Below are 18,236 nucleotides of genomic sequence, written 5' to 3' on the forward strand. Positions count from 1 at the left end.
TTTAGGGAACATGATTAGACTAGGGCCGTTGAAGCGATAAAGAAGAAGCACACTAGAGACCAATCTAGGGAAAGAGAATCACCACGTGAGTACCCCGAAGCATTCGGCATTCGAAGCCACCGTGCCATCCCATGTACGCGCGGCCTCCGGCCTGACCGCTAGCACCGCAACCGACCGTAAGTTTTGGTCCGGGCTCTCCGCCGCGGTAGTCAACGAGATTGCGGACAACTGGGAAGCCACCCGTGCCGCCTATGACAAAACCCGTCAGCAGCACTACTTCTCCGCCGAGTTCCTCCAGGGCCGCGCGCTGCTCAATAACCTCACCAACCTAGGCCTGGTAGACGAGGCCTCCGCCGCGGCCGAGGCCCACGGCCACAACCTCGTGGACGTTTTGGAGGCGGAGCATGACGCCGCCTTGGGCAACGGTGGCCTGGGGCGCTTGGCCGCCTGCTTCCTTGACTCCGCAGTGACCCTGGACTACCCGGTGACCGGTTACGGCATCCTGTACCGCTACGGCCTGTTCCGCCAGTCCTTCGAGAATGGCTATCAGAAGGAAGCGCCGGATTCCTGGATGGAAAATGGCTACGAGTTTGTTATCCGCCACGCCTCCGAGCAGCGACTGGTCCACTTCGATGACATGGACGTACGCGCGATCCCTTATGACATGCCTATCACCGGCTACGGCACGGACAACGTGGGCACCCTCCGCCTGTGGAAGTCGGAGCCGATGGAGGAATTCGACTACGACGCGTTTAACTCCCAGCGCTTTACCGAGGCGATCGTGGAGCGCGAGAAGGTGGCCGATATCTGCCGCGTTCTCTACCCCAATGACACCACCTACGAGGGCAAGGTGCTGCGCGTCCGTCAGCAATACTTCTTCGTTTCCGCCTCCCTGCAGGCCATGGTCTCTAACTACATCGAGCAGCACGGCGAAGATCTGACCGGCTTCGCCAAGTACAACTGCATCCAGCTCAATGACACCCACCCGGTTCTCGCCATCCCAGAGCTCATGCGCATCCTCCTCGACGATCACCACATGAGCTGGGATGACGCGTGGAAGGTCGTGACGGAAACCTTCGCCTACACCAACCACACCACCCTGGCAGAGGCACTGGAGCAGTGGGAGGTATCCATCTTCCAGCGCCTGTTTTGGCGCGTATGGGAAATCGTCGAGGAGATTGACCGCCGCTTCCGCGAGGATATGGCCGGCCGCGGCCTCGACCAGGGCCGCATCAACTACATGGCACCCGTTCAGGATGGGCGCGTGCACATGGCGTGGATTGCCTGCTACGCGGCGTACTCCATCAATGGAGTGGCGGCGCTGCATACGGAAATCATCAAGGCAGACACGCTCTCCGAGTGGCATGAGCTGTGGCCTGAAAAGTTCAACAATAAGACCAACGGCGTGACCCCGCGCCGCTGGCTGAAGATGTGCAACCCTCGCCTGTCCTCCCTGCTGGACCGCCTGTCCGGCAACGACGAATGGGTCACGAAGCTCACCAACCTCCGCGAGCTGACCAAGTACGCCGATGACGCCGACGTGCTCAAGGAGCTGCAGGAGATCAAGGCAGCCAACAAGGCCGAGTTTGCCGAGTGGATCAAAAACCACCAGGGCGATGAGGTGGACCCCCAGTCCATCTTCGACGTCCAGATCAAGCGCCTGCACGAATACAAGCGTCAGCACCTCAATGCGCTCTACATCCTGGATCTGTACTTCCGGGTCAAGGCCGGCGAGGAAATCACCCCACGCACCTTCATCTTCGGCGCCAAGGCCGCCCCTGGATACGACCGCGCCAAGGCGATCATCAAGCTGATCAACACCATTGGTGACCTGATCAACAATGATGAGGACACCAAGGACATCCTCAAGGTGGTCTTCGTGGAGAACTACAACGTTTCCCCTGCCGAAAAGATCATCCCCGCGGCGGATATCTCTGAGCAGATTTCCACCGCCGGTAAGGAGGCTTCCGGCACCTCGAACATGAAGTTCATGATGAACGGCGCCGTTACCCTGGGCACCCTGGACGGCGCGAATGTTGAGATTGTCGAGGCCGTGGGAGAGGAAAACGCCTACATCTTCGGCGCCAAGACGGAAGAGCTCCCGGAGTTGAAGAAGAACTATAACCCGGGCGAGCTGTACAACTCCGTCAAGGGCCTAAAGCGCGTCCTGGACGCGCTGACTGATGGCACCCTGGGGCAGGAGAACAACGGCTTGTTTGGCGATATTCGTTCTTCCCTGTTGGATGGCTACGGCGAGCACGCCCAGGACACTTACTATGTCCTCGGGGACTTTGAGGCCTTCCGCGAAGCCCGCGACAGGGCGGCCACCGAATACTCCCAGGATCCTCAAGGGTGGGCACGCAAGTGCTGGATCAACATCTGCGAGTCCGGCCGCTTCTCCTCTGACCGCACCATTGAAGATTACGCAAAGGACGTCTGGAAGCTGGAGCCAACTCCTATCGCAAGCCAAGGCTAGTGCCGCTATGCTGGGAATATGACCAGCACGTGGATAGACTGTTGTTTCATACGCGGCGGAACCTCCAAAGGGATTTTCTTCAGCGCTAGCGCGCTCCCCAAGGAGTGGGACGCCGCGTTTTGCTCTGCCATGGGGTCACCGGATCCCTATGAGCGGCAGCTCAACGGAATGGGCGGCGGCATCTCATCCCTGTCCAAGGTGATGGTCGTGGATTCCACCTCGCGCCAGGGATTCGACCTTGAATACACGTTCGGCCAGGTTGACGTCACCTCCGCCACGGTGGATTACGCGGGAAACTGCGGCAATCTATCCGCGGGAGTGGTGCCTTTTGCCCTGGAAAGCGGCCTGATCACGGCGCCGGATGGCCCGGCGGAGTTTCGCCTGTTCAACACCAATACCGGCAAAGCGGTTGCGGTGCGCCTCAATGTTGAAAATGGCCGCGCAAGGACCACCGGCGACACGGTTTTATCCGGTGTTGCCGGTACCGGGGATGCGATAGAACTGGCCTACCCCAATCCCGCGGGTTCGCGCACCGCGGGACTGCTGCCCACGGGAAACCGCGTCGATACCATAGCCGGCATCGAGGCCACGCTAATAGATGCAACCCTGCCACTGGTCATTGTCAGGGCCGCCGATGTGGGGCTGGCCGGCACCGAATCCCCCACCGAGATCGATGCACTCACGCAAACCCTCACCCAGCTGGAGGACATCCGCCGCGCCGGCGCCGTGGCCATGGGCATGTGCGAAGCCCCAGGCGAAGCACCCGCCGTGGTCCCGAAGATAGCCCTGGTGGCCCCCGCCGCGGAATCCACATTGCTCGATGGAACCACTATGTCCGCAGATGACGTGGACTTTATGGTCCGCGTCATCTCCATGGGCAAATGCCACAAGGCCTCGCCCGCCACGGGCGCCATGTGCCTTGCCGCGGCGGCCGCGGTCCCGGGCACCCTAGTAAGCGAACTCGTGGACACCGCCGGGGACGTAAACATTGGAACCCCATCGGGGTTCGTCACCGCCGCGGCCTCCTACGCAGATGGCCATCTGGAGGAGACCTCATTGATGAGAACCGCACGAGTGTTGATGCGCGGCCAAGTGGCCGTAGAGATAGAAGAATAAAAACTAAAAGGCTGGCCCCGGGGTTTCCTGGGGCCAGCCTTTCCTTGTCCTGCTAAACGTAGCTTAGCTGCGCGGTGCGGTTACGTCTTCGCCCAACAAATGAACGTGAATCATGTTGGTGTTTCCGGAGATTCCTGGAGGGGTACCGGCGACAACCACGGTCATATCGTTTTCCTGGTAGCCGTCCATCCCCAGCAGCGCCTCATCCAGGGAGCGCATCATCTCATCGGTAGACTTTGCCGGCGGGCACATGAAGGTCTCCACGCCCCAAGTCAAAGCCAATTGGGAACGTACCGCCTGGTGCGGGGTAAAGACCAGCAGAGGCAGGGAGGAATGCAGGCGGGCCACGCGGCGGGCCGTATCACCCGAGGTGGTAAACGCAACAATCGCCTTCGCGTTGAGGCGCTCAGCGATATCACGAGCGGAGTAGGAGATCACTCCGCGCTTAGTGCGTGGGATGTGAGACAGCGGCGGAACCTTGCCGTCAGCCTCCGCGCGCTGCACGATGCGGGACATGGTGCGCACAACGTTATGCGGATCCACGCCGACGGAGGTCTCGCCGGAGAGCATGACCGCATCTGCGCCATCGAGCACCGCGTTTGCCACGTCGGATGCCTCCGCGCGGGTTGGGCGGGAGTTGGAGATCATCGAATCCAGCATCTGGGTAGCCACGATGACCGGCTTAGCGTTCTCACGGGCAATCTGGATGGCGCGCTTTTGCACCATTGGCACCTGCTCGAGCGGCACCTCGACACCCAAGTCACCACGGGCAATCATGACCGCGTCGAAGGAGAGAATGATGGCCTCGAGCGAGTCCACGGCCTCCGGCTTCTCCAGTTTTGCGATGACTGGCACACGGCGCCCAACCTCATCCATGACCTCATGGACCAGGTCGATATCAGATGGGGAGCGAACGAAGGACAGCGCGATGAAGTCCACGCCAAGTTTCAGCGCAAAGCGCAGGTCCTCCTTGTCCTTCTCACTTAGCGCCGGGACGGAAATGTCCATTCCTGGCAGGGATACGCCCTTGTTGTTGGAGACGGGGCCACCCTCGACAACTTCGCAGACCACATCGTTGCCGTCCACTTCCTTGCAGACCAAGGCCACCTTGCCGTCATCGACGAGCAGGCGGTCACCGGGCTTGGCGTCTTTAGCCAGGCCCTTGTAGGTGGTGGATACGCGATCGTGAGTACCCTCTACGTCATCGACAGTAATGCGAACAATCTCGCCATTAGCCCAATAAGTCTTCGATTCAACGAATCGACCCAGGCGGATCTTTGGCCCCTGCAGGTCAGCCAGGATGCCTACGGCGCGGCCGGTTGCGTCCGTAGCCTCGCGGACCCAACGGTAGTTTTGTTCATGATCCGCATGATCGCCGTGCGAGAAGTTCATGCGGGCTACGTCCATTCCGTCTTCCACGAGACGGAGGATTGCGTCCTGGCTTGCGACTGCCGGGCCAAGGGTACATACGATTTTGGTCTTGCGATTCAGCATCTTCTTCGTTTTGCCTCTTTTTGCCTTCTAGTTCTTCAGTTAGTGACCAAAGTACCCGCTAACGCGAGTATTAGCCACCGGAGAAGCCGTGCGGATTCAAATCTCACACAGACATAAACGGCTGGTTTCGGTCACATTCAAACATTGTTGTATCTAAGGTGCGCTAGCTTCAGGGAACTAAAAAGGTGATGCACCGCTTGGCCATCCGGCCAATGCCGCGCACCACCTTACAGAGGCGTTCTAGGGCTGGCCGCAGCTAGGCCCTAGGGTTATATTTTGTTATTTTCGCTTCGCCCGCCCATAGGAATTGGCCGCAGAGCCGGCTGCGGCCGCAGCATCGGCGTCCGCTGTTGAGTCCTCATCGGATTCCTTAGCCCGCTGCGCGAAGTACTTAGGGTCAACCTCTTCCGGGCTCTCCTGCCCCTTGCGCATGCGGAAGAAGGCCACGGCCGCGATAACGAAGACAATCGCGGATACCCACACGTTTACACGAACCCCGGCAATCAAAGTTGCCTCATCCGTGCGCATGAGCTCAATGAAAAAGCGGCCGAACGTGTAGCTCATCACGTAGAGCGCGAACACGCGGCCGTGCCCCAGCTTCCACGCCTTGTGCGCCCAGATGAGGAAGAAGCACACCGCGACGTTCCAGAGCAGTTCGTAGAGGAAGGTTGGGTGGACGCTCGCTATCACTTCGCCGGTGGAAACCCCGGAAATTGGGGCAAACCGTCCGGACTCGTCCACGCGGTAATAGATATCCAGCGCCCAGGGAACGGTGGTTTCGGCACCGTATAGTTCCTGGTTAAACCAGTTTCCCAAGCGGCCAATTCCCTGCGCCAGAATCAACCCTGGGGCAACGGCATCGGCGAACGGCCCCATGGGAATCTTCTTTATCTTAAACATCACCCAGATGGCCAGGGTTCCCAGGGCCACCGCGCCCCAAATACCCAGACCGCCGTTGGTGATCTTCAACGCGTCCACCGGATTACAATCGGCACAGAAATACTTATCGTTATCAGTGATGACGTGGTAAATGCGGCCGCCGATGATGCCCGTAGGGATAATGACTATCGCCGCGTCCCATACGGTATCCGGGTTTCCGCCGCGTGCGGTGTAGCGGCGAAGCGTCAACCACATCGCCACAATGATGCCCAGGACGATGCACAGCGCGTATGCGCGGATTGGAACGGGACCAAGGTGCCACACGCCTTGCGGCGGGGACGGAATATTAGCAAGGTTCATAATCTGCACGCCTACAGTGTGCCTCAAATCCGTGGCCGGGTGCACCTCACTCCCCCAAACCCGTAGCCCCGAAACTATTGCGCCTGCCGACGCCACCGCCGCTAACGCACTAGGTTTTCCGCGATGGGCAGGCCGGGTGCTGGCCGGTAGCCACCAGCTTGCGAGCAAGACCCACCGGGTCCTGGGAGGCCATGATGGATTCGCCAACTAATACTGCATCCGCACCGCGTGAGGCGTAGCTCAACAGATTCCGGGAATCGTTAACGCCGCCAACTGCTACGCGCACCACGGACTCGGGAAGCCCGGGGGCGATCTCTGCAAATGCCTCGCGATCTATGGAATCCGAGGCCAGAGACCAGGCGTTTACCCCGATGACGGTTCCCCCGGCGGATAGGGCGCGGTCTACCTCGTAGCAGTTGCGCACCTCAAGTAACGCGGTCATCCCCAGTGACTCGATGCGGTCCAGCAGGGCCACCAGGCGGTTTTGCTCCAGCAGCTCCACCTGCAGGGGGACCACGTCCGCCCCGTAGCACCGCGCCTCGTGGATTTGATACGGATCCACGATCAGATCCCGGATGATGACCGGAATGTTGACCGCGCAGCTAACGGCGCACATGTCCTCGAGGCTGCCATGGAAGCGCCTGTTATCCGTCTGCACGGCCATGGCGCTGACCCCTACCTGTTCCAACTGAACCGCGAAACCGGCCATCGCCTGCGGGGAATCCAGGGAGGCAACCTCGCCTCGGTATGGGATGGCGCGCTTAAGTTCGGGGATTACTGAGCATCCGGATTTCAACAGCACCGCTTTGGCATCGCGCGGGGCATCCATGGCCCGGGAGCGCGCCTTAATGTCTTGGAAAGGGACCCTAGCTTCACGGGCGGCGACTCCCTCGAGCACACCAGAGACAATGCGGTCCACGGCGATTGGGGTGGGCATCATCACCTCCCGGTTTAGCGATAGAGATCACACTCGGATCACCTCTAAGGCTAGCCCCTGGCTCCCTAAACTATGAAATTTTAGGTTCACCTAAGCCGCGACACCCAACTTTTGGCCTACCCGTTGTTTCCGTGCGCCGCCGCGCGCGCCCGCGCGGTTTTACCGCCGCTATCAGCGTCGATAACGCACTCTAGGCGTGCCGCTGCGACCGGAGGCTACGCTCTATAGAACGTCCACGCGCCCCACCCCTACTCAGAGGTGGGGCTAGAGAGAAATTTTACGAAGGGCGACCGGAACCGCCGGCGGTGCCTCCATGGCCACCCTCGAAGTCCGTTGGGTCTATATCCGCATCCAACGCGTCCCACATCACGCGGCCGGAATCGGGTGAGCTCTCCAGGTCTTCTTCCAGTTTGTCCACGCGGGCGGACAAGGTTTCATACTTGTTGGATTTGACCGAGTCCTCTCCGGGATTCGTGGCCAGCAGTATGCCGCCAAACAGGGCTAGTGCCGCACCAAAGATCGCCAAGATGGGACCGGCTACGTTGGTCTCTGCCTCTGTGACAATCGCCCAGTCAGAAATCGTAGTAACGTCCACCGCGCGGGTGTTCTCACGGGCGGAGCGCAACACATTCTGGGCGCGCTCCAGATCGGCACCGTAGGTCAGCAGCGAGATGGGCGCCCAGGCCGCGGCGGCGCCACCCAGCGCGCAGATTATGCCCACGATGCGGCGCGCTGTCTTGCGCAGGGCGAAACCGGCCAGGCCGCCGGCCAAGAGCAAAAAGCCCACGCCCATAAGCTCCAGCGACCAGTTAGAGCCCAGGATGTCATTGGCGGCGGAACCGGCCTTATCATCCTCGCTGAAGGCGGTCACCCAGGCTAGACGTGAGGATATGAAAATAATGAGTGCGGCCACCAGGATCAGTAGTGGCCCTAGACGCTTTTTCATCACTTGGCCTCCCTCATTAAGTCATCGGCATCGAAGCAGGTGCGGTCACCGGTATGGCATGCACCACCCTGCTGCTTGACGGTGAGCAAGATGGTATCCCCGTCACAGTCCAAACGGCAGCCCACCACTTCCTGTGTGTGGCCGGACGTCAATCCCTTGACCCAATACTCGTTCCTACTGCGCGAGAAGTAGGTGCCCTGCTTGGTGGCCAGGCTATGGGCTAGCGCATGGTCATCCATCCACGCCATCATGAGCACCTCACCGGTATCGGCCTGCACCACGGCGGGCACCAGACCAGCGTCGTTGCGCTTCAAGCGCGCGGCAATCGCTGGGTCCAATTCATAATCGGCTGGGTTGCTCATCGGCGGACCTCATAACCAGCCGCGGCCAGCTCCTCCTTGACCTCGCCGATGGATACATCGCCGAAGTGGAAGATGGAAGCCGCCAGCACGGCATCGGCGCCCGCGGCGACGGCGGGCGGGAAGTCCGCGGCCTTGCCCGCCCCGCCGGAGGCGATGACGGGGATCGTCACCACGGCCCGCACCGCCCTGGTTAATTCCACATCGAATCCATCACGGGTGCCGTCACCATCCATGGAGTTCAGCAGGATTTCACCCACGCCAAGCTCCTGGCCCGTCTTGGCCCACTCGATGGCGTCGATGCCGGCGGACTTGGTGCCACCGTGGGTGGTGACCTCAAAACCGGAGGGGCAATGCTCGCCCTCGGCGCGGCGGGCGTCGACGGAAAGCACGATGCACTGGGAGCCAAAGACGTCCGCCAACTCCCGCAGCAGCTCCGGGCGCGCGATGGCGGCGGTATTGACGGATACCTTGTCCGCACCGGCGCGCAGGAGTTCGCGCACATCCTCAACGCTGCGCACGCCGCCGCCCACGCACAGGGGGATAAAGACCTGGTCCGCGGTGCGGCGCACCACCTCCAGAATGGTGCTGCGCCCGTCCTTTGAGGCCGAGACGTCTAAGAATGTAAGTTCATCCGCGCCCAGTTGGTCATAGCGGGCGGCAAGCTCCACCGGATCCCCGGCATCGCGCAGGTTCTCAAAATTGACTCCTTTAACCACGCGGCCATTGTCCACGTCCAGGCAAGGAATGACTCGTATCGCTACTCCCATCCTGGGAGCCTCCATTTCTTAGTTGTCTAAAGTTCTAGTGGTGACGGGCTATGGTGTCCATGATCGCCGCATGGACCTCTGGCGTGCCGCACACTAAGCCGCGTGAATGGGCGCTCCATTCATTGCCCTCGGGATCCGTTACCACCCCGCCCGCGGCCTTGACCAGGAGGGCTCCGGTGGCGTTATCCCAAGGGAATTCGGAGAAATTCACCGCCCCGTCGAAGACTCCCTGAGCCACGAAGGCGTTATCAACTCCTACCGAACCCGTCATGCGCGGGCGCAGTCCAATCTCCCGCAGTTCGTTGACCACATCCATTTTTAAGTGCGAGGACAGCCCAATCTGTTTGCTGGAGTGGTGCTCAGCCCCCTGGTCCGCGCGGCGGGGGCGCAGCGGTCCGCGCAGGGCGCGGATGTCCATGCCATCGGCGGCCACCAGGCGCTGGTGGAGCAGCGGGAAGGAAGCCACTGCCACCACAGGGCGGGCCTGGTGCAATAAAGCCACGAGGACGCCGCACATGGGATTGCCCGCGGAGTAATTCGCGGTACCGTCAACGGGATCCACAACCCACACGGTCTCATCCAGGCTGCGTGGCCCACCGCCGCGTTCCTCACCCATAACGGGGATCCCGGTCATCTGGGTCAGGTTGGTGCGCAGCTTGGCCTCGATGGCGAGATCCACGTCCGTGGCAAAATCACCACCACTTTTGTAGTGAGTAGGCGCAGCCCCAATACCCGCTGAAAACATCTGTTCAACGTCATCAACAGCGGCTTCTGCGATGGCTACTAACTCACGTGGCTGGGTCATAGATTCCTAGGGTACTCCACATAGCTGACGGCTAGTTACCGTCCATTAGCCGTCTAGTTGGTCGATGGTGAACTCGCCCGGCAGCGGCTCCACCTTCGCCACGGCGTCTAGGGCCTGGCGGAGATCGAAACGGCCTTCGTACAGCGCCTTGCCGATGATTGCGGAATCAATCCCCTCATTTTCATACCGTGCCAGCTCCGTAACATCATCCAGGGCAGAGATTCCACCGGACGCGGTCACCAGGGCATCGGTAGCCATGGATACTTCACGCAGCAGTTCCACGTTAGGGCCTTCCAGCGTTCCGTCCTTGGAAACGTCAGTGACCACGAAGCGGCTGCATCCGGCGGCGTCCAGGCGCTCCAGGACCTCCCATAGGTCGCCTCCGTCAGAGACCCACCCGTTGCCACGGCAACGCCACTCGCCGCCAATCTCACGGACTGCGAGATCCACGGCAATCCGGTCGCCGTATTCGCCCAAGACCCTGGCAATCCATTCCGGCTGCTGCAGCGCGGCGGTTCCAATATTGACGCGGCGGGCACCGGTGGCCAGCGCCCGCTCCAGGGACGCGTCATCGCGGATGCCGCCGGTCAGCTCCACCTTAATATCAAGCCGGCCCGTGATCTCAGCCATGAGTTCATGGTTGCTTCCGCGGCCAAAGGCCGCATCGAGGTCCACAAAGTGCAACCATTCGGCCCCCTGCTCCTGCCAGGTCAAAGCGGCCTCTAGCGGTTGGCCGTAGGACTTCTCAGTTCCGGCCTCGCCCTTGTCAAGGCGCACGGCCTGGCCATCAACCACGTCTACCGCGGGCAGTAAAGTAAAGCTCATAACTTTAAATCCTAACTAATTGGGCGCGCACGCCTAGAGGGTTTTCATCCAATTTTCCAGCAGCACGGCGCCAGCGTCGCCGGATTTCTCCGGGTGGAACTGGGTCGCCCACAGCGCGCCATTTTCCACGGCCGCCACAAAGCGGTCACCGCCATGTTCCGCCCATGCCACCTTCGGCGGGGTGGTGATTTCCGTCTCGAGGGTCCACTCGCGCACGCCGTAGGAATGCACGAAGTAGTAGCGCTCATCGGCGTTGAGCCCAGCGAACATCCGGGAGCCTTCCGGCACCTCCACGGTGTTCCACCCCATGTGCGGCAGGACGTCACTGTGCAGGCGTTCCACCCGGCCCGGCCACTCACCGCAGCCCTCCGTGTGCACGCCGTGCTCGTCACCCGATTCGAATAACACCTGCAGGCCCACGCAGATGCCCATCACCGGGCGCCCACCGGCCAGGCGCTGGCCGATGATGCGCGGGCCCTGCGCCTTGCGTAGCCCTTCCATACATGCGGCGTAGGCGCCAACGCCCGGCACCAGCAAACCGTCTGCCTCCACGGCGGTTTTCGCGTCCGAGGTCACCGTCACGTCCGCCCCTACCCGTTCCAATGCGCGGTGCGCGGAGCGGATATTTCCAGCGCCGTAATCCAGCAGCGCCACAGTCTTTTTCTGCTTCATAGGCCTATACCTTACGCAACCGGGACAGGCGGGTCTTAATATTGTCATACTCAGTCACGCGATGCCGCCCAAGGTAGAGGTCAAGTGCCAGGATTACCACCGCCACGGCGATGACTGCCGAACCCGCGCCAAAAGCGCCCGCGTAACCAAACCCGCCCACGGCGGCCGCCAGGGCAACGGAGCCCACGCCCGTTCCACCGTCGTAGAAGATATTCCAAATCGCAGAGGCTTCGGAGATCTTCTCCCGCGGCAGGCGCTCGAACATCGACAGGAGCGCCTCATTTTGACCCGTACCAAAGGCCACGCCGAACAAGATGGCCGCAACCACGAGCCAGACCACGCTCCAGCTGAACAAAACGGTGGCTGACATTAGCCCCATCCCCACGATTCCGATCACCGCGGCGGGCAGGTAAAGCCGCCCCGGCTCCCCTACCCTGTCGGCGAATACTCCCGCGCAGAAACGAGATAGAAGGATTGCCCCTCCCACGATGGAGAGCATGATGCCGCCAAGGACCGCGCCCGCTCCGGAATCAAGCTCGCGCACGGAGGCCGGCAGGAAGGTGCTCACCACGCCGTAGCTCATTGCCAATGCGGCGAGCGCAAGCGCCGGTACCGCGACCAGCTTCCAGGTGGCGGCCCGGGGTTTGTCCGGCTCATCCGCGACGGATAGGTCCGCGCGCTCCGGTTTCAGATTGGGCAGCCGCAGGCAAAGCAGCAGGGCCACTACGCCGATAATCGCGGCGATGATAACCGGCGCGGAGAAGCCATAGCTATCCTGCAGCCACAACCCCACCGGCAAGAAGATCATTTGGGCTATGCCCACAAACACGCCCAACGTCCCCGTGGCCTTGCCCAGCCAGCGCAGTGGGACGAGTTCGGCTATGAGGGCGGACTGGGATACGGTCAAGGCGCCAAAGCCCACGCCGCGTAGGGCGGAGAACAAGAGAACAATCCACCCGTCCATGCCCAGCAGGTGGCCCAGCGCCGGAACCCCCAGCATGAACGCGGCCACGGCCATGGTGGGCTTGTAACCAAACAAGCGCAACAGCCGCGGGGTAAGCGCCTGGGTGAGCACCGTGGCGGCCATAAACGCTCCCGTAGACCCGCCCGCCAAGGTGGCCGAGCCGCCGGCATCGAGCACGGCGAGGGGCACCACCGGCAGCAGGATGGACCAGGCTCCGAAGGCACAGGTCACCGCCACCAGGATGGAGATAATTCCAGGCACCGCCCACAGGGATGTGGGTGCCCCGCCATAACCGGCATCCCCCGCTGGCTCACCGGGGAGATTTCCGGGCTGCTTTACAGTTGGGCCAGCGTCGCCTCGCTGTTTGATTTCGAAGTTTTCAGCAGCCGATGAGCCCTGATCAGTGCCAATGCGGTCATGCCTGGTCAATTGCTTTCTAAATCCTCCCGTGACAACCGGTTGCGTTACTATCGCAGCGCCCTAGGCGCCGAGGCACCACACCTTACGCGGCGGCGCCCATTTCCGCCACCAACCAGGACAAAGCCGTGGCGGTGGCAACCACACCCACTAGGGCGGCGATTATCGTCCACAGCTTGGAATCATTCTTATAGGCGGTCCAGGCACCGCCAAGGGCCATGCCGGCTACCAGGAACATGATCCAGACGAGCATGTACATTCGGGTTACAGAGCTCCCTTGGTGGACGGGATGCCGTTTACGCGTGGATCGGATTCGGTGGCCTGGCGCAGGGCCCGAGCCACCGCCTTGTACTCGGCTTCCGTGATGTGGTGGGGATCGCGTCCGTAGCGAACGTTGACGTGGAGGGTCACGCCGGAATGGGTGGCGAAGGTCTCGAAGAAATGACGGTTGATCACGGTCGCATAGTGACCGCCAATGAGCTGCCACTCCATGTTCTCCGGCTCGCCGTTCATCACGAAATAAGGGCGGCCGGAAATATCTACTACTGCCTCGACTAGGGACTCGTCCATCGGCAGCAGCTGGGAGCCGAAACGGCGAATCCCAGACTTTGTGCCCAGGGCCTCCGCGAAGGCCTTGCCCAACACAATCGCGGTATCTTCCACCGTATGGTGCGCGTCCACCTCAATGTCGCCGTGCGCCTGGACCTTAAGGTCGAAGGAGCCGTGAGTGGCAAAGGCGGTGAGCATGTGGTCAAAAAACGGCAGGCCGGTGGAAATTTCTGATACACCGGTGCCGTCAAGGTTGACCTCGATGGCAATCTGAGATTCGGACGTGGCGCGCTCGGCGCGGCCAATGCGGGCGTCATGCATGATATTTACTCCCCCGCCGCGGTGATATTGAATTCCACCAGTTCCTCGGCGGCGGCGAGGAAGGCGTTGTTTTCTTCGGGCAGACCGATGGTGGTGCGCAGGTAGCCCTCCTGGCCCACATCACGGATGAGCACCTCGCGCTCGAGGAATTTCTCCCACACGGCATGCTGATCCGCGAAGCGTCCAAAGAATACGAAGTTAGACTCACTGGGCACCACCTCGTAGCCCAGCTCCCGCAGACGGGTTAATACGCGGTCCCTTTCCTCAGACAGAGTGGCCACGGTCGCTAGTGTGTCCTCGCTGTGTCGCAGCGCCACGATGGCCGCGGCCTGGCTGAGTACGGACAGGTGGTAGGGCAGGCGCACGAGCATGACCGCCTCCACGAAGGCGGGGGAAGCGACGAAATACCCTAGGCGGCCGCCTGCGAAGTCAAACGCCTTAGACATAGTGCGGGATACCACCAGCTTGGCGGGGTACTTGTCCAGCAACGTGGCCGCGGACGGGGAGGAGGAAAATTCCGCGTACGCCTCGTCGACAATCACAATCCCGGGGGCCACCTTAAGGATGGTTTCAATATCCTTCAGGCTGGTGACATCACCGGTGGGGTTATTAGGGGTGGTGATGAAGATGACGTCGGGCTGAAGGCGCTCAATGTCCGCCAACGCCGCGGCCATATCAATGCGGAAATCCTTGCCGCGAGGACACGCGCAAAATTCCGTTTGCGTGCCCGCCGAAAGGATGGGGTGCATGGAATAAGACGGGGTAAATCCCAACGCACGGCGGCCCGGGCCACCGAAAGCCTGCAACAGCTGCTGGAGCACCTCGTTCGAGCCGTTGGCCGCCCAGACCTGCTCCTTGGTCACGGCCACGCCGGTCTCCTTGGTGATGTAGCGGGCCAGCGATTCACGGAGTTCAACCGCGTCGCGCTCGGGGTAGCGGTTGAGCTCCGGGGCCAGCTTGGCCACGGTAGCGACCAGATCATCAATGAGCTCCTGGGACGGCGAGTAGGGATTCTCATTGGTATTAAGCTGCACCGGGACATGCAGCTGGGGCGCGCCGTACGGGGACTGCCCGCGCAGCTCGGAGCGCAACGGCAGATCTTGTAGGGTCACTTCCGCGGGCACGGTGGATTGCTGATTATCAGTCATAGGTTAGGCAAATCTCTTTAAATCTCGGGTGGTTCTATGCGTCCTCGAAGCGGGCCTTGATGGCCTCACCGTGGGCCGGCAGGTGCTCCGCATCGGCGAAGTTCACCACGTGCTGGGCTATTTCTTCCAAAGCGTCCTTGTCATATTCGATGAGGTTGACCGGGCGCAGGAAGGTGTGGGTGCTTAGGCCGGAGCTAAAGCGCGCGGTGCCGGAGGTAGGCAGCACGTGGTTGGATCCCGCGGAGTAATCCCCCAGCGGAACCGGCGAGTAGTCACCCACGAAGATAGCGCCCGCGTGCCGGATGCGCTCCGCCACGGTGCGCGCGTTCCGGGTGTGCACCTCAAGGTGTTCCGCGGCGTAGGCATCCGCCACCCGGATGGCCGCGTTGACGTCATCCACCAAGACGATTCCGGATTGCTTTCCGGTAAGCGCCTCCGCCACGCGCTCCTTATTCTCCGTCACGCCGTAGCGAGCCTCGACCTCCTTGTTCACCGCCGCGGCGAATTCCTCCGAGTCGGTAATCAGCACCGAGGCGGCCATCGGGTCATGCTCCGCCTGGGAGATCAGGTCATAAGCCACATAGACCGGGTTGGCTGAATCATCGGCGATGATGGCAATTTCAGTAGGGCCCGCCTCGGAATCAATGCCCACCACCCCGTTGACCAAGCGCTTTGCGGCGGTGACAAAGATGTTTCCGGGGCCGGTGACCATATCCACCGGCTCAAGCCCCTGGGCATCATCGCCATAGGCCAGCAGGGCCACCGCCTGGGCGCCACCCACGGCCCAGACCTCAGTTATGCCCAAGATGTGGCAGGTGGCAAGCACCACCGGGTGCGGCTGACCGCCGAACTCCTTCTGCGGCGGCGTAGCCACCACGAGGCTGTCCACCCCGGCCTCCTGCGCCGGAACGGTGTTCATGATGACGGAAGATGGATACACGGCCTTGCCGCCCGGAACGTACAGGCCCACGCGTTCTACGGGGGAAAAGACCTCCGTCACGGTGGCGCCGTATCCCAAGGAAGTGGTGTGGGACTCCGGTTTCTGCTCGCGGTGGACCTTGCGCACGCGCGCGATGGATTCCTCGATAGCCTCACGGACGGCGGGCTCCAGGCTCTCAACCGAGGCCTCTAGTTCCGCCTCGCTGACGCGGACCGCGGCCGGGCGCACGCCATCAAACTGCTCACCGTAATCGAGGGCGGCCTGGGCCCCCGCCTCCCGGACCTTGTCCACGATGGGCGCCACGGTTCCCAGTACCGCGTTGACGTCTACTCCACCGCGCGGCAAGACTCGGCGCAAGTGGGATGTGGTGAGTTTCGAGTCGCGCATATCGATGGTTTGCAACATGGTGTGGGCACCTCCAAGGTGATCTGGGCTCTGTGCGCTTCCATTTTAGGGTAGATGTCTGCCATCAAAGACAATAAGGGCCGGATTTCCCCTTTTTAAGGCCTAAACCGCGTTCACTCGCGCACCACGAGCGGCCCTAGGGCGCACACGGCGGGGCGGCTGTATCCCTTATCCGCTCTCCCCTACAGCCGCCGAGGTTAGGCTGGTCGCGGCGGGGTAACCTAGACTTATACGCTCGTAGAATATCAGGCACAAGCGCAGTCCCCCGTTGGCCTTTTAACCGGCCCGCCTGGGTCTGCATGAAGGAGGGATCCATGGATTCGACTATCCCTGGGTTTCCCCCGACCCCGGTGACCATGCTGCGGCTGGTTGCCGCCGTCAAGCGCCTGGATCTTGAGTATTCGTTTAGCAATATCGACTCCGCCGACCCTCGCCTCATCATCAGCCACGCCGATGGATCCCGCACCACCATTCAGCTCGAAATCGAGCCCCGGGAGCGCGGAATCATGACCCTTAGCCTGCCCGGCTCCGTGAGCTTTGACCGCTTGCCTCAGTTGACCCGATTCGTCAACGATTGGAACCGTGACTGCATCTCCCCGACGCTGGTAATCGATGTATCCAACATGGATGCCGTCACCCTATGGGGCCGCACCACGCTGGAAGCCGCCGCAGGGCTGAGCGATTCCCAGTTAGATACCAGCATTGCCCACGCCATGGGCACCACGGCGGTGCTGTCCAATGCGCTGGCGGTTGAGTTCCCCGGCTTACTGACCACCGACGCCTCCATCGCCTCCCGCGTCCGCAACGCAGGGCCGGCGCACAGGGAAGATTCCCTCCTACCCACCGCCTCCAGCCTTCCCCGCGAAGTCACCGTGGAGCGCATCCGTGACGCGCTGTTTTCCATGGGCGTAGGCAGGGTCAGCGAGATCCCTGGGATCGGGGTGTCCACCCGGATCAATGGCATGGGGTTTATGTTCCTGCTCGATAACGGCCCCACCTTCATCGCAAAGGGCAGCTGGGATACCAACCTTGAACCGGCGGATTTCACCCGCATGTTTTTAGTCTGCAATGACTTCAACCGGGATTCCCACCTAGCCGCCGCTTTCTGCCACCTCAATGATGACGGGCTGCAGGTTCGCATGGACGCTACGGTGCCCATTGCCGAAGGCCTCAACGATGAGCAACTCACCGCGATCGTCGCAACAACCATCCGCGAGCTCCTCACGGGCGCGGACCACTTAGCGCAGCAAGCAGGCGGCGTTAGCCCGGTGACCTGGCCAGAGGAAGACTGACCCCGCCTCTTGGCCGCCGGAAGGCCTCGGCGTCACCACTCCTCGTCGCCGGCCACGAAGACCGCGCACCAGTAGGTAAGGGCCGCGACGAACGGGGCTACGAGCCACGCCACACCAGGGGCCATCTGCGGCACAAAGTCCTCACTGATGCCCGGATCCTCCGGGAAACTACTAGCGGTGGCCCCGCCCATCACGAAGAACGCAAAAGCCCCCAGCGCCGCGACCGCGGTAACCCACATCAGCGAACCGAACCCCCGGCGCGAGGGGTTCTTCAGGTAGGCAATCAGCGCCAAGATAGCGGCCACGACGCCCGTGATGATGGCGAAGGTAATGAAGGATACGAACTCAACATTGTCTGGGCCGGTCAAAACGTAGGCCCCATCGTCGCGGACCATCGCGGTCATCGTTGGGCGAAGCAAACCCCACACGGCGCCCACCACGCTGAACATTATGAGCCCCAACGCCAGAACCCCCGCACCGAATCCAAAGGTGCGGGGGACTGAAAGAGTCTTAGTCTTAGCCACGAGCCAACAATAACCGAATCGAGAGCATCATCCCTAA

18 protein-coding genes are annotated in these 18,236 nt (G+C 61.6%); 3 read left to right on the forward strand and 15 right to left on the reverse strand.

Features of this window, described 5'->3' with window-relative positions; translation table 11 throughout:
- Positions 1–85 precede the first annotated feature (85 nt).
- The gene (locus CENDO_RS07285; RefSeq protein WP_136141446.1) at positions 86–2,476 is read left to right on the forward strand and encodes a glycogen/starch/alpha-glucan phosphorylase; all 2,391 of its coding nucleotides are present in this window, start codon (positions 86–88) and stop codon (positions 2,474–2,476) included.
- 18 nt (positions 2,477–2,494) lie between these two features.
- Entirely contained in the window at positions 2,495–3,592 is a 1,098-nt protein-coding gene (locus CENDO_RS07290; RefSeq protein WP_136141447.1) for a PrpF domain-containing protein, read from the forward strand.
- A gap of 63 nt (positions 3,593–3,655) precedes the next feature.
- On the opposite strand, the gene pyk is transcribed toward CENDO_RS07290, so the two are convergent.
- From pyk to hisD, 14 genes are all read right to left on the reverse strand, one after another.
- Entirely contained in the window at positions 3,656–5,083 is a 1,428-nt protein-coding gene (gene pyk, locus CENDO_RS07295) for a pyruvate kinase (RefSeq protein WP_136142201.1), read from the reverse strand.
- 282 nt (positions 5,084–5,365) lie between these two features.
- Complete coding sequence (gene lgt / locus CENDO_RS07300) at positions 5,366–6,334, reverse strand: prolipoprotein diacylglyceryl transferase (protein ID WP_136141448.1); 969 nt, start codon at positions 6,332–6,334, stop codon at positions 5,366–5,368.
- A 100-nt stretch (positions 6,335–6,434) separates the two neighbouring features.
- A complete protein-coding gene (locus tag CENDO_RS07305) occupies positions 6,435–7,262 on the reverse strand; it encodes an indole-3-glycerol phosphate synthase TrpC (RefSeq protein ID WP_136142202.1) in 828 nt (275 codons plus the stop codon).
- 277 nt (positions 7,263–7,539) lie between these two features.
- Positions 7,540–8,208, reverse strand: coding sequence for a TIGR02234 family membrane protein (locus tag CENDO_RS07310; protein ID WP_136141449.1), 669 nt, complete (start codon positions 8,206–8,208; stop codon positions 7,540–7,542).
- Complete coding sequence (hisI, locus tag CENDO_RS07315) at positions 8,208–8,570, reverse strand: phosphoribosyl-AMP cyclohydrolase (protein WP_136141450.1); 363 nt, start codon at positions 8,568–8,570, stop codon at positions 8,208–8,210. Before hisI ends, CENDO_RS07310 begins: the two co-directional genes overlap by 1 nt.
- Entirely contained in the window at positions 8,567–9,337 is a 771-nt protein-coding gene (gene hisF, locus CENDO_RS07320) for an imidazole glycerol phosphate synthase subunit HisF (protein ID WP_136142203.1), read from the reverse strand. Before hisF ends, hisI begins: the two co-directional genes overlap by 4 nt.
- A gap of 34 nt (positions 9,338–9,371) precedes the next feature.
- The gene (locus CENDO_RS07325) at positions 9,372–10,142 is read right to left on the reverse strand and encodes an inositol monophosphatase family protein (protein ID WP_136141451.1); all 771 of its coding nucleotides are present in this window, start codon (positions 10,140–10,142) and stop codon (positions 9,372–9,374) included.
- A 45-nt stretch (positions 10,143–10,187) separates the two neighbouring features.
- A complete protein-coding gene (gene priA / locus CENDO_RS07330; RefSeq protein ID WP_136141452.1) occupies positions 10,188–10,967 on the reverse strand; it encodes a bifunctional 1-(5-phosphoribosyl)-5-((5-phosphoribosylamino)methylideneamino)imidazole-4-carboxamide isomerase/phosphoribosylanthranilate isomerase PriA in 780 nt (259 codons plus the stop codon).
- A gap of 33 nt (positions 10,968–11,000) precedes the next feature.
- Complete coding sequence (gene hisH / locus CENDO_RS07335; RefSeq protein WP_136141453.1) at positions 11,001–11,639, reverse strand: imidazole glycerol phosphate synthase subunit HisH; 639 nt, start codon at positions 11,637–11,639, stop codon at positions 11,001–11,003.
- A 4-nt stretch (positions 11,640–11,643) separates the two neighbouring features.
- Positions 11,644–12,873 carry an MFS transporter gene (locus CENDO_RS07340; RefSeq protein WP_246014447.1) on the reverse strand — a complete coding sequence of 410 codons (1,230 nt, stop codon included), beginning with the start codon at positions 12,871–12,873 and terminating at the stop codon, positions 11,644–11,646.
- A 232-nt stretch (positions 12,874–13,105) separates the two neighbouring features.
- Positions 13,106–13,279 carry a hypothetical protein gene (locus tag CENDO_RS11165; RefSeq protein ID WP_168707184.1) on the reverse strand — a complete coding sequence of 58 codons (174 nt, stop codon included), beginning with the start codon at positions 13,277–13,279 and terminating at the stop codon, positions 13,106–13,108.
- A 5-nt stretch (positions 13,280–13,284) separates the two neighbouring features.
- Positions 13,285–13,890 carry an imidazoleglycerol-phosphate dehydratase HisB gene (hisB, locus tag CENDO_RS07345; RefSeq protein WP_136141454.1) on the reverse strand — a complete coding sequence of 202 codons (606 nt, stop codon included), beginning with the start codon at positions 13,888–13,890 and terminating at the stop codon, positions 13,285–13,287.
- Between the two features lie 5 nt (positions 13,891–13,895).
- Positions 13,896–15,038, reverse strand: coding sequence for a histidinol-phosphate transaminase (locus CENDO_RS07350; RefSeq protein WP_136141455.1), 1,143 nt, complete (start codon positions 15,036–15,038; stop codon positions 13,896–13,898).
- Between the two features lie 34 nt (positions 15,039–15,072).
- A complete protein-coding gene (gene hisD / locus CENDO_RS07355) occupies positions 15,073–16,383 on the reverse strand; it encodes a histidinol dehydrogenase (protein WP_136141456.1) in 1,311 nt (436 codons plus the stop codon).
- A 314-nt stretch (positions 16,384–16,697) separates the two neighbouring features.
- On the opposite strand from hisD, the gene CENDO_RS07360 reads away from it, so the two are divergent.
- Positions 16,698–17,675, forward strand: coding sequence for a YbjN domain-containing protein (locus CENDO_RS07360; protein WP_168707185.1), 978 nt, complete (start codon positions 16,698–16,700; stop codon positions 17,673–17,675).
- 32 nt (positions 17,676–17,707) lie between these two features.
- Here the strand turns inward: CENDO_RS07360 and CENDO_RS07365 are convergent, their stop codons facing one another.
- Complete coding sequence (locus tag CENDO_RS07365; RefSeq protein WP_136141458.1) at positions 17,708–18,199, reverse strand: hypothetical protein; 492 nt, start codon at positions 18,197–18,199, stop codon at positions 17,708–17,710.
- Positions 18,200–18,236 lie beyond the last annotated feature (37 nt).

The sequence above is a fragment of the Corynebacterium endometrii genome, from assembly GCF_004795735.1.
Taxonomy (GTDB): domain Bacteria; phylum Actinomycetota; class Actinomycetes; order Mycobacteriales; family Mycobacteriaceae; genus Corynebacterium; species Corynebacterium endometrii.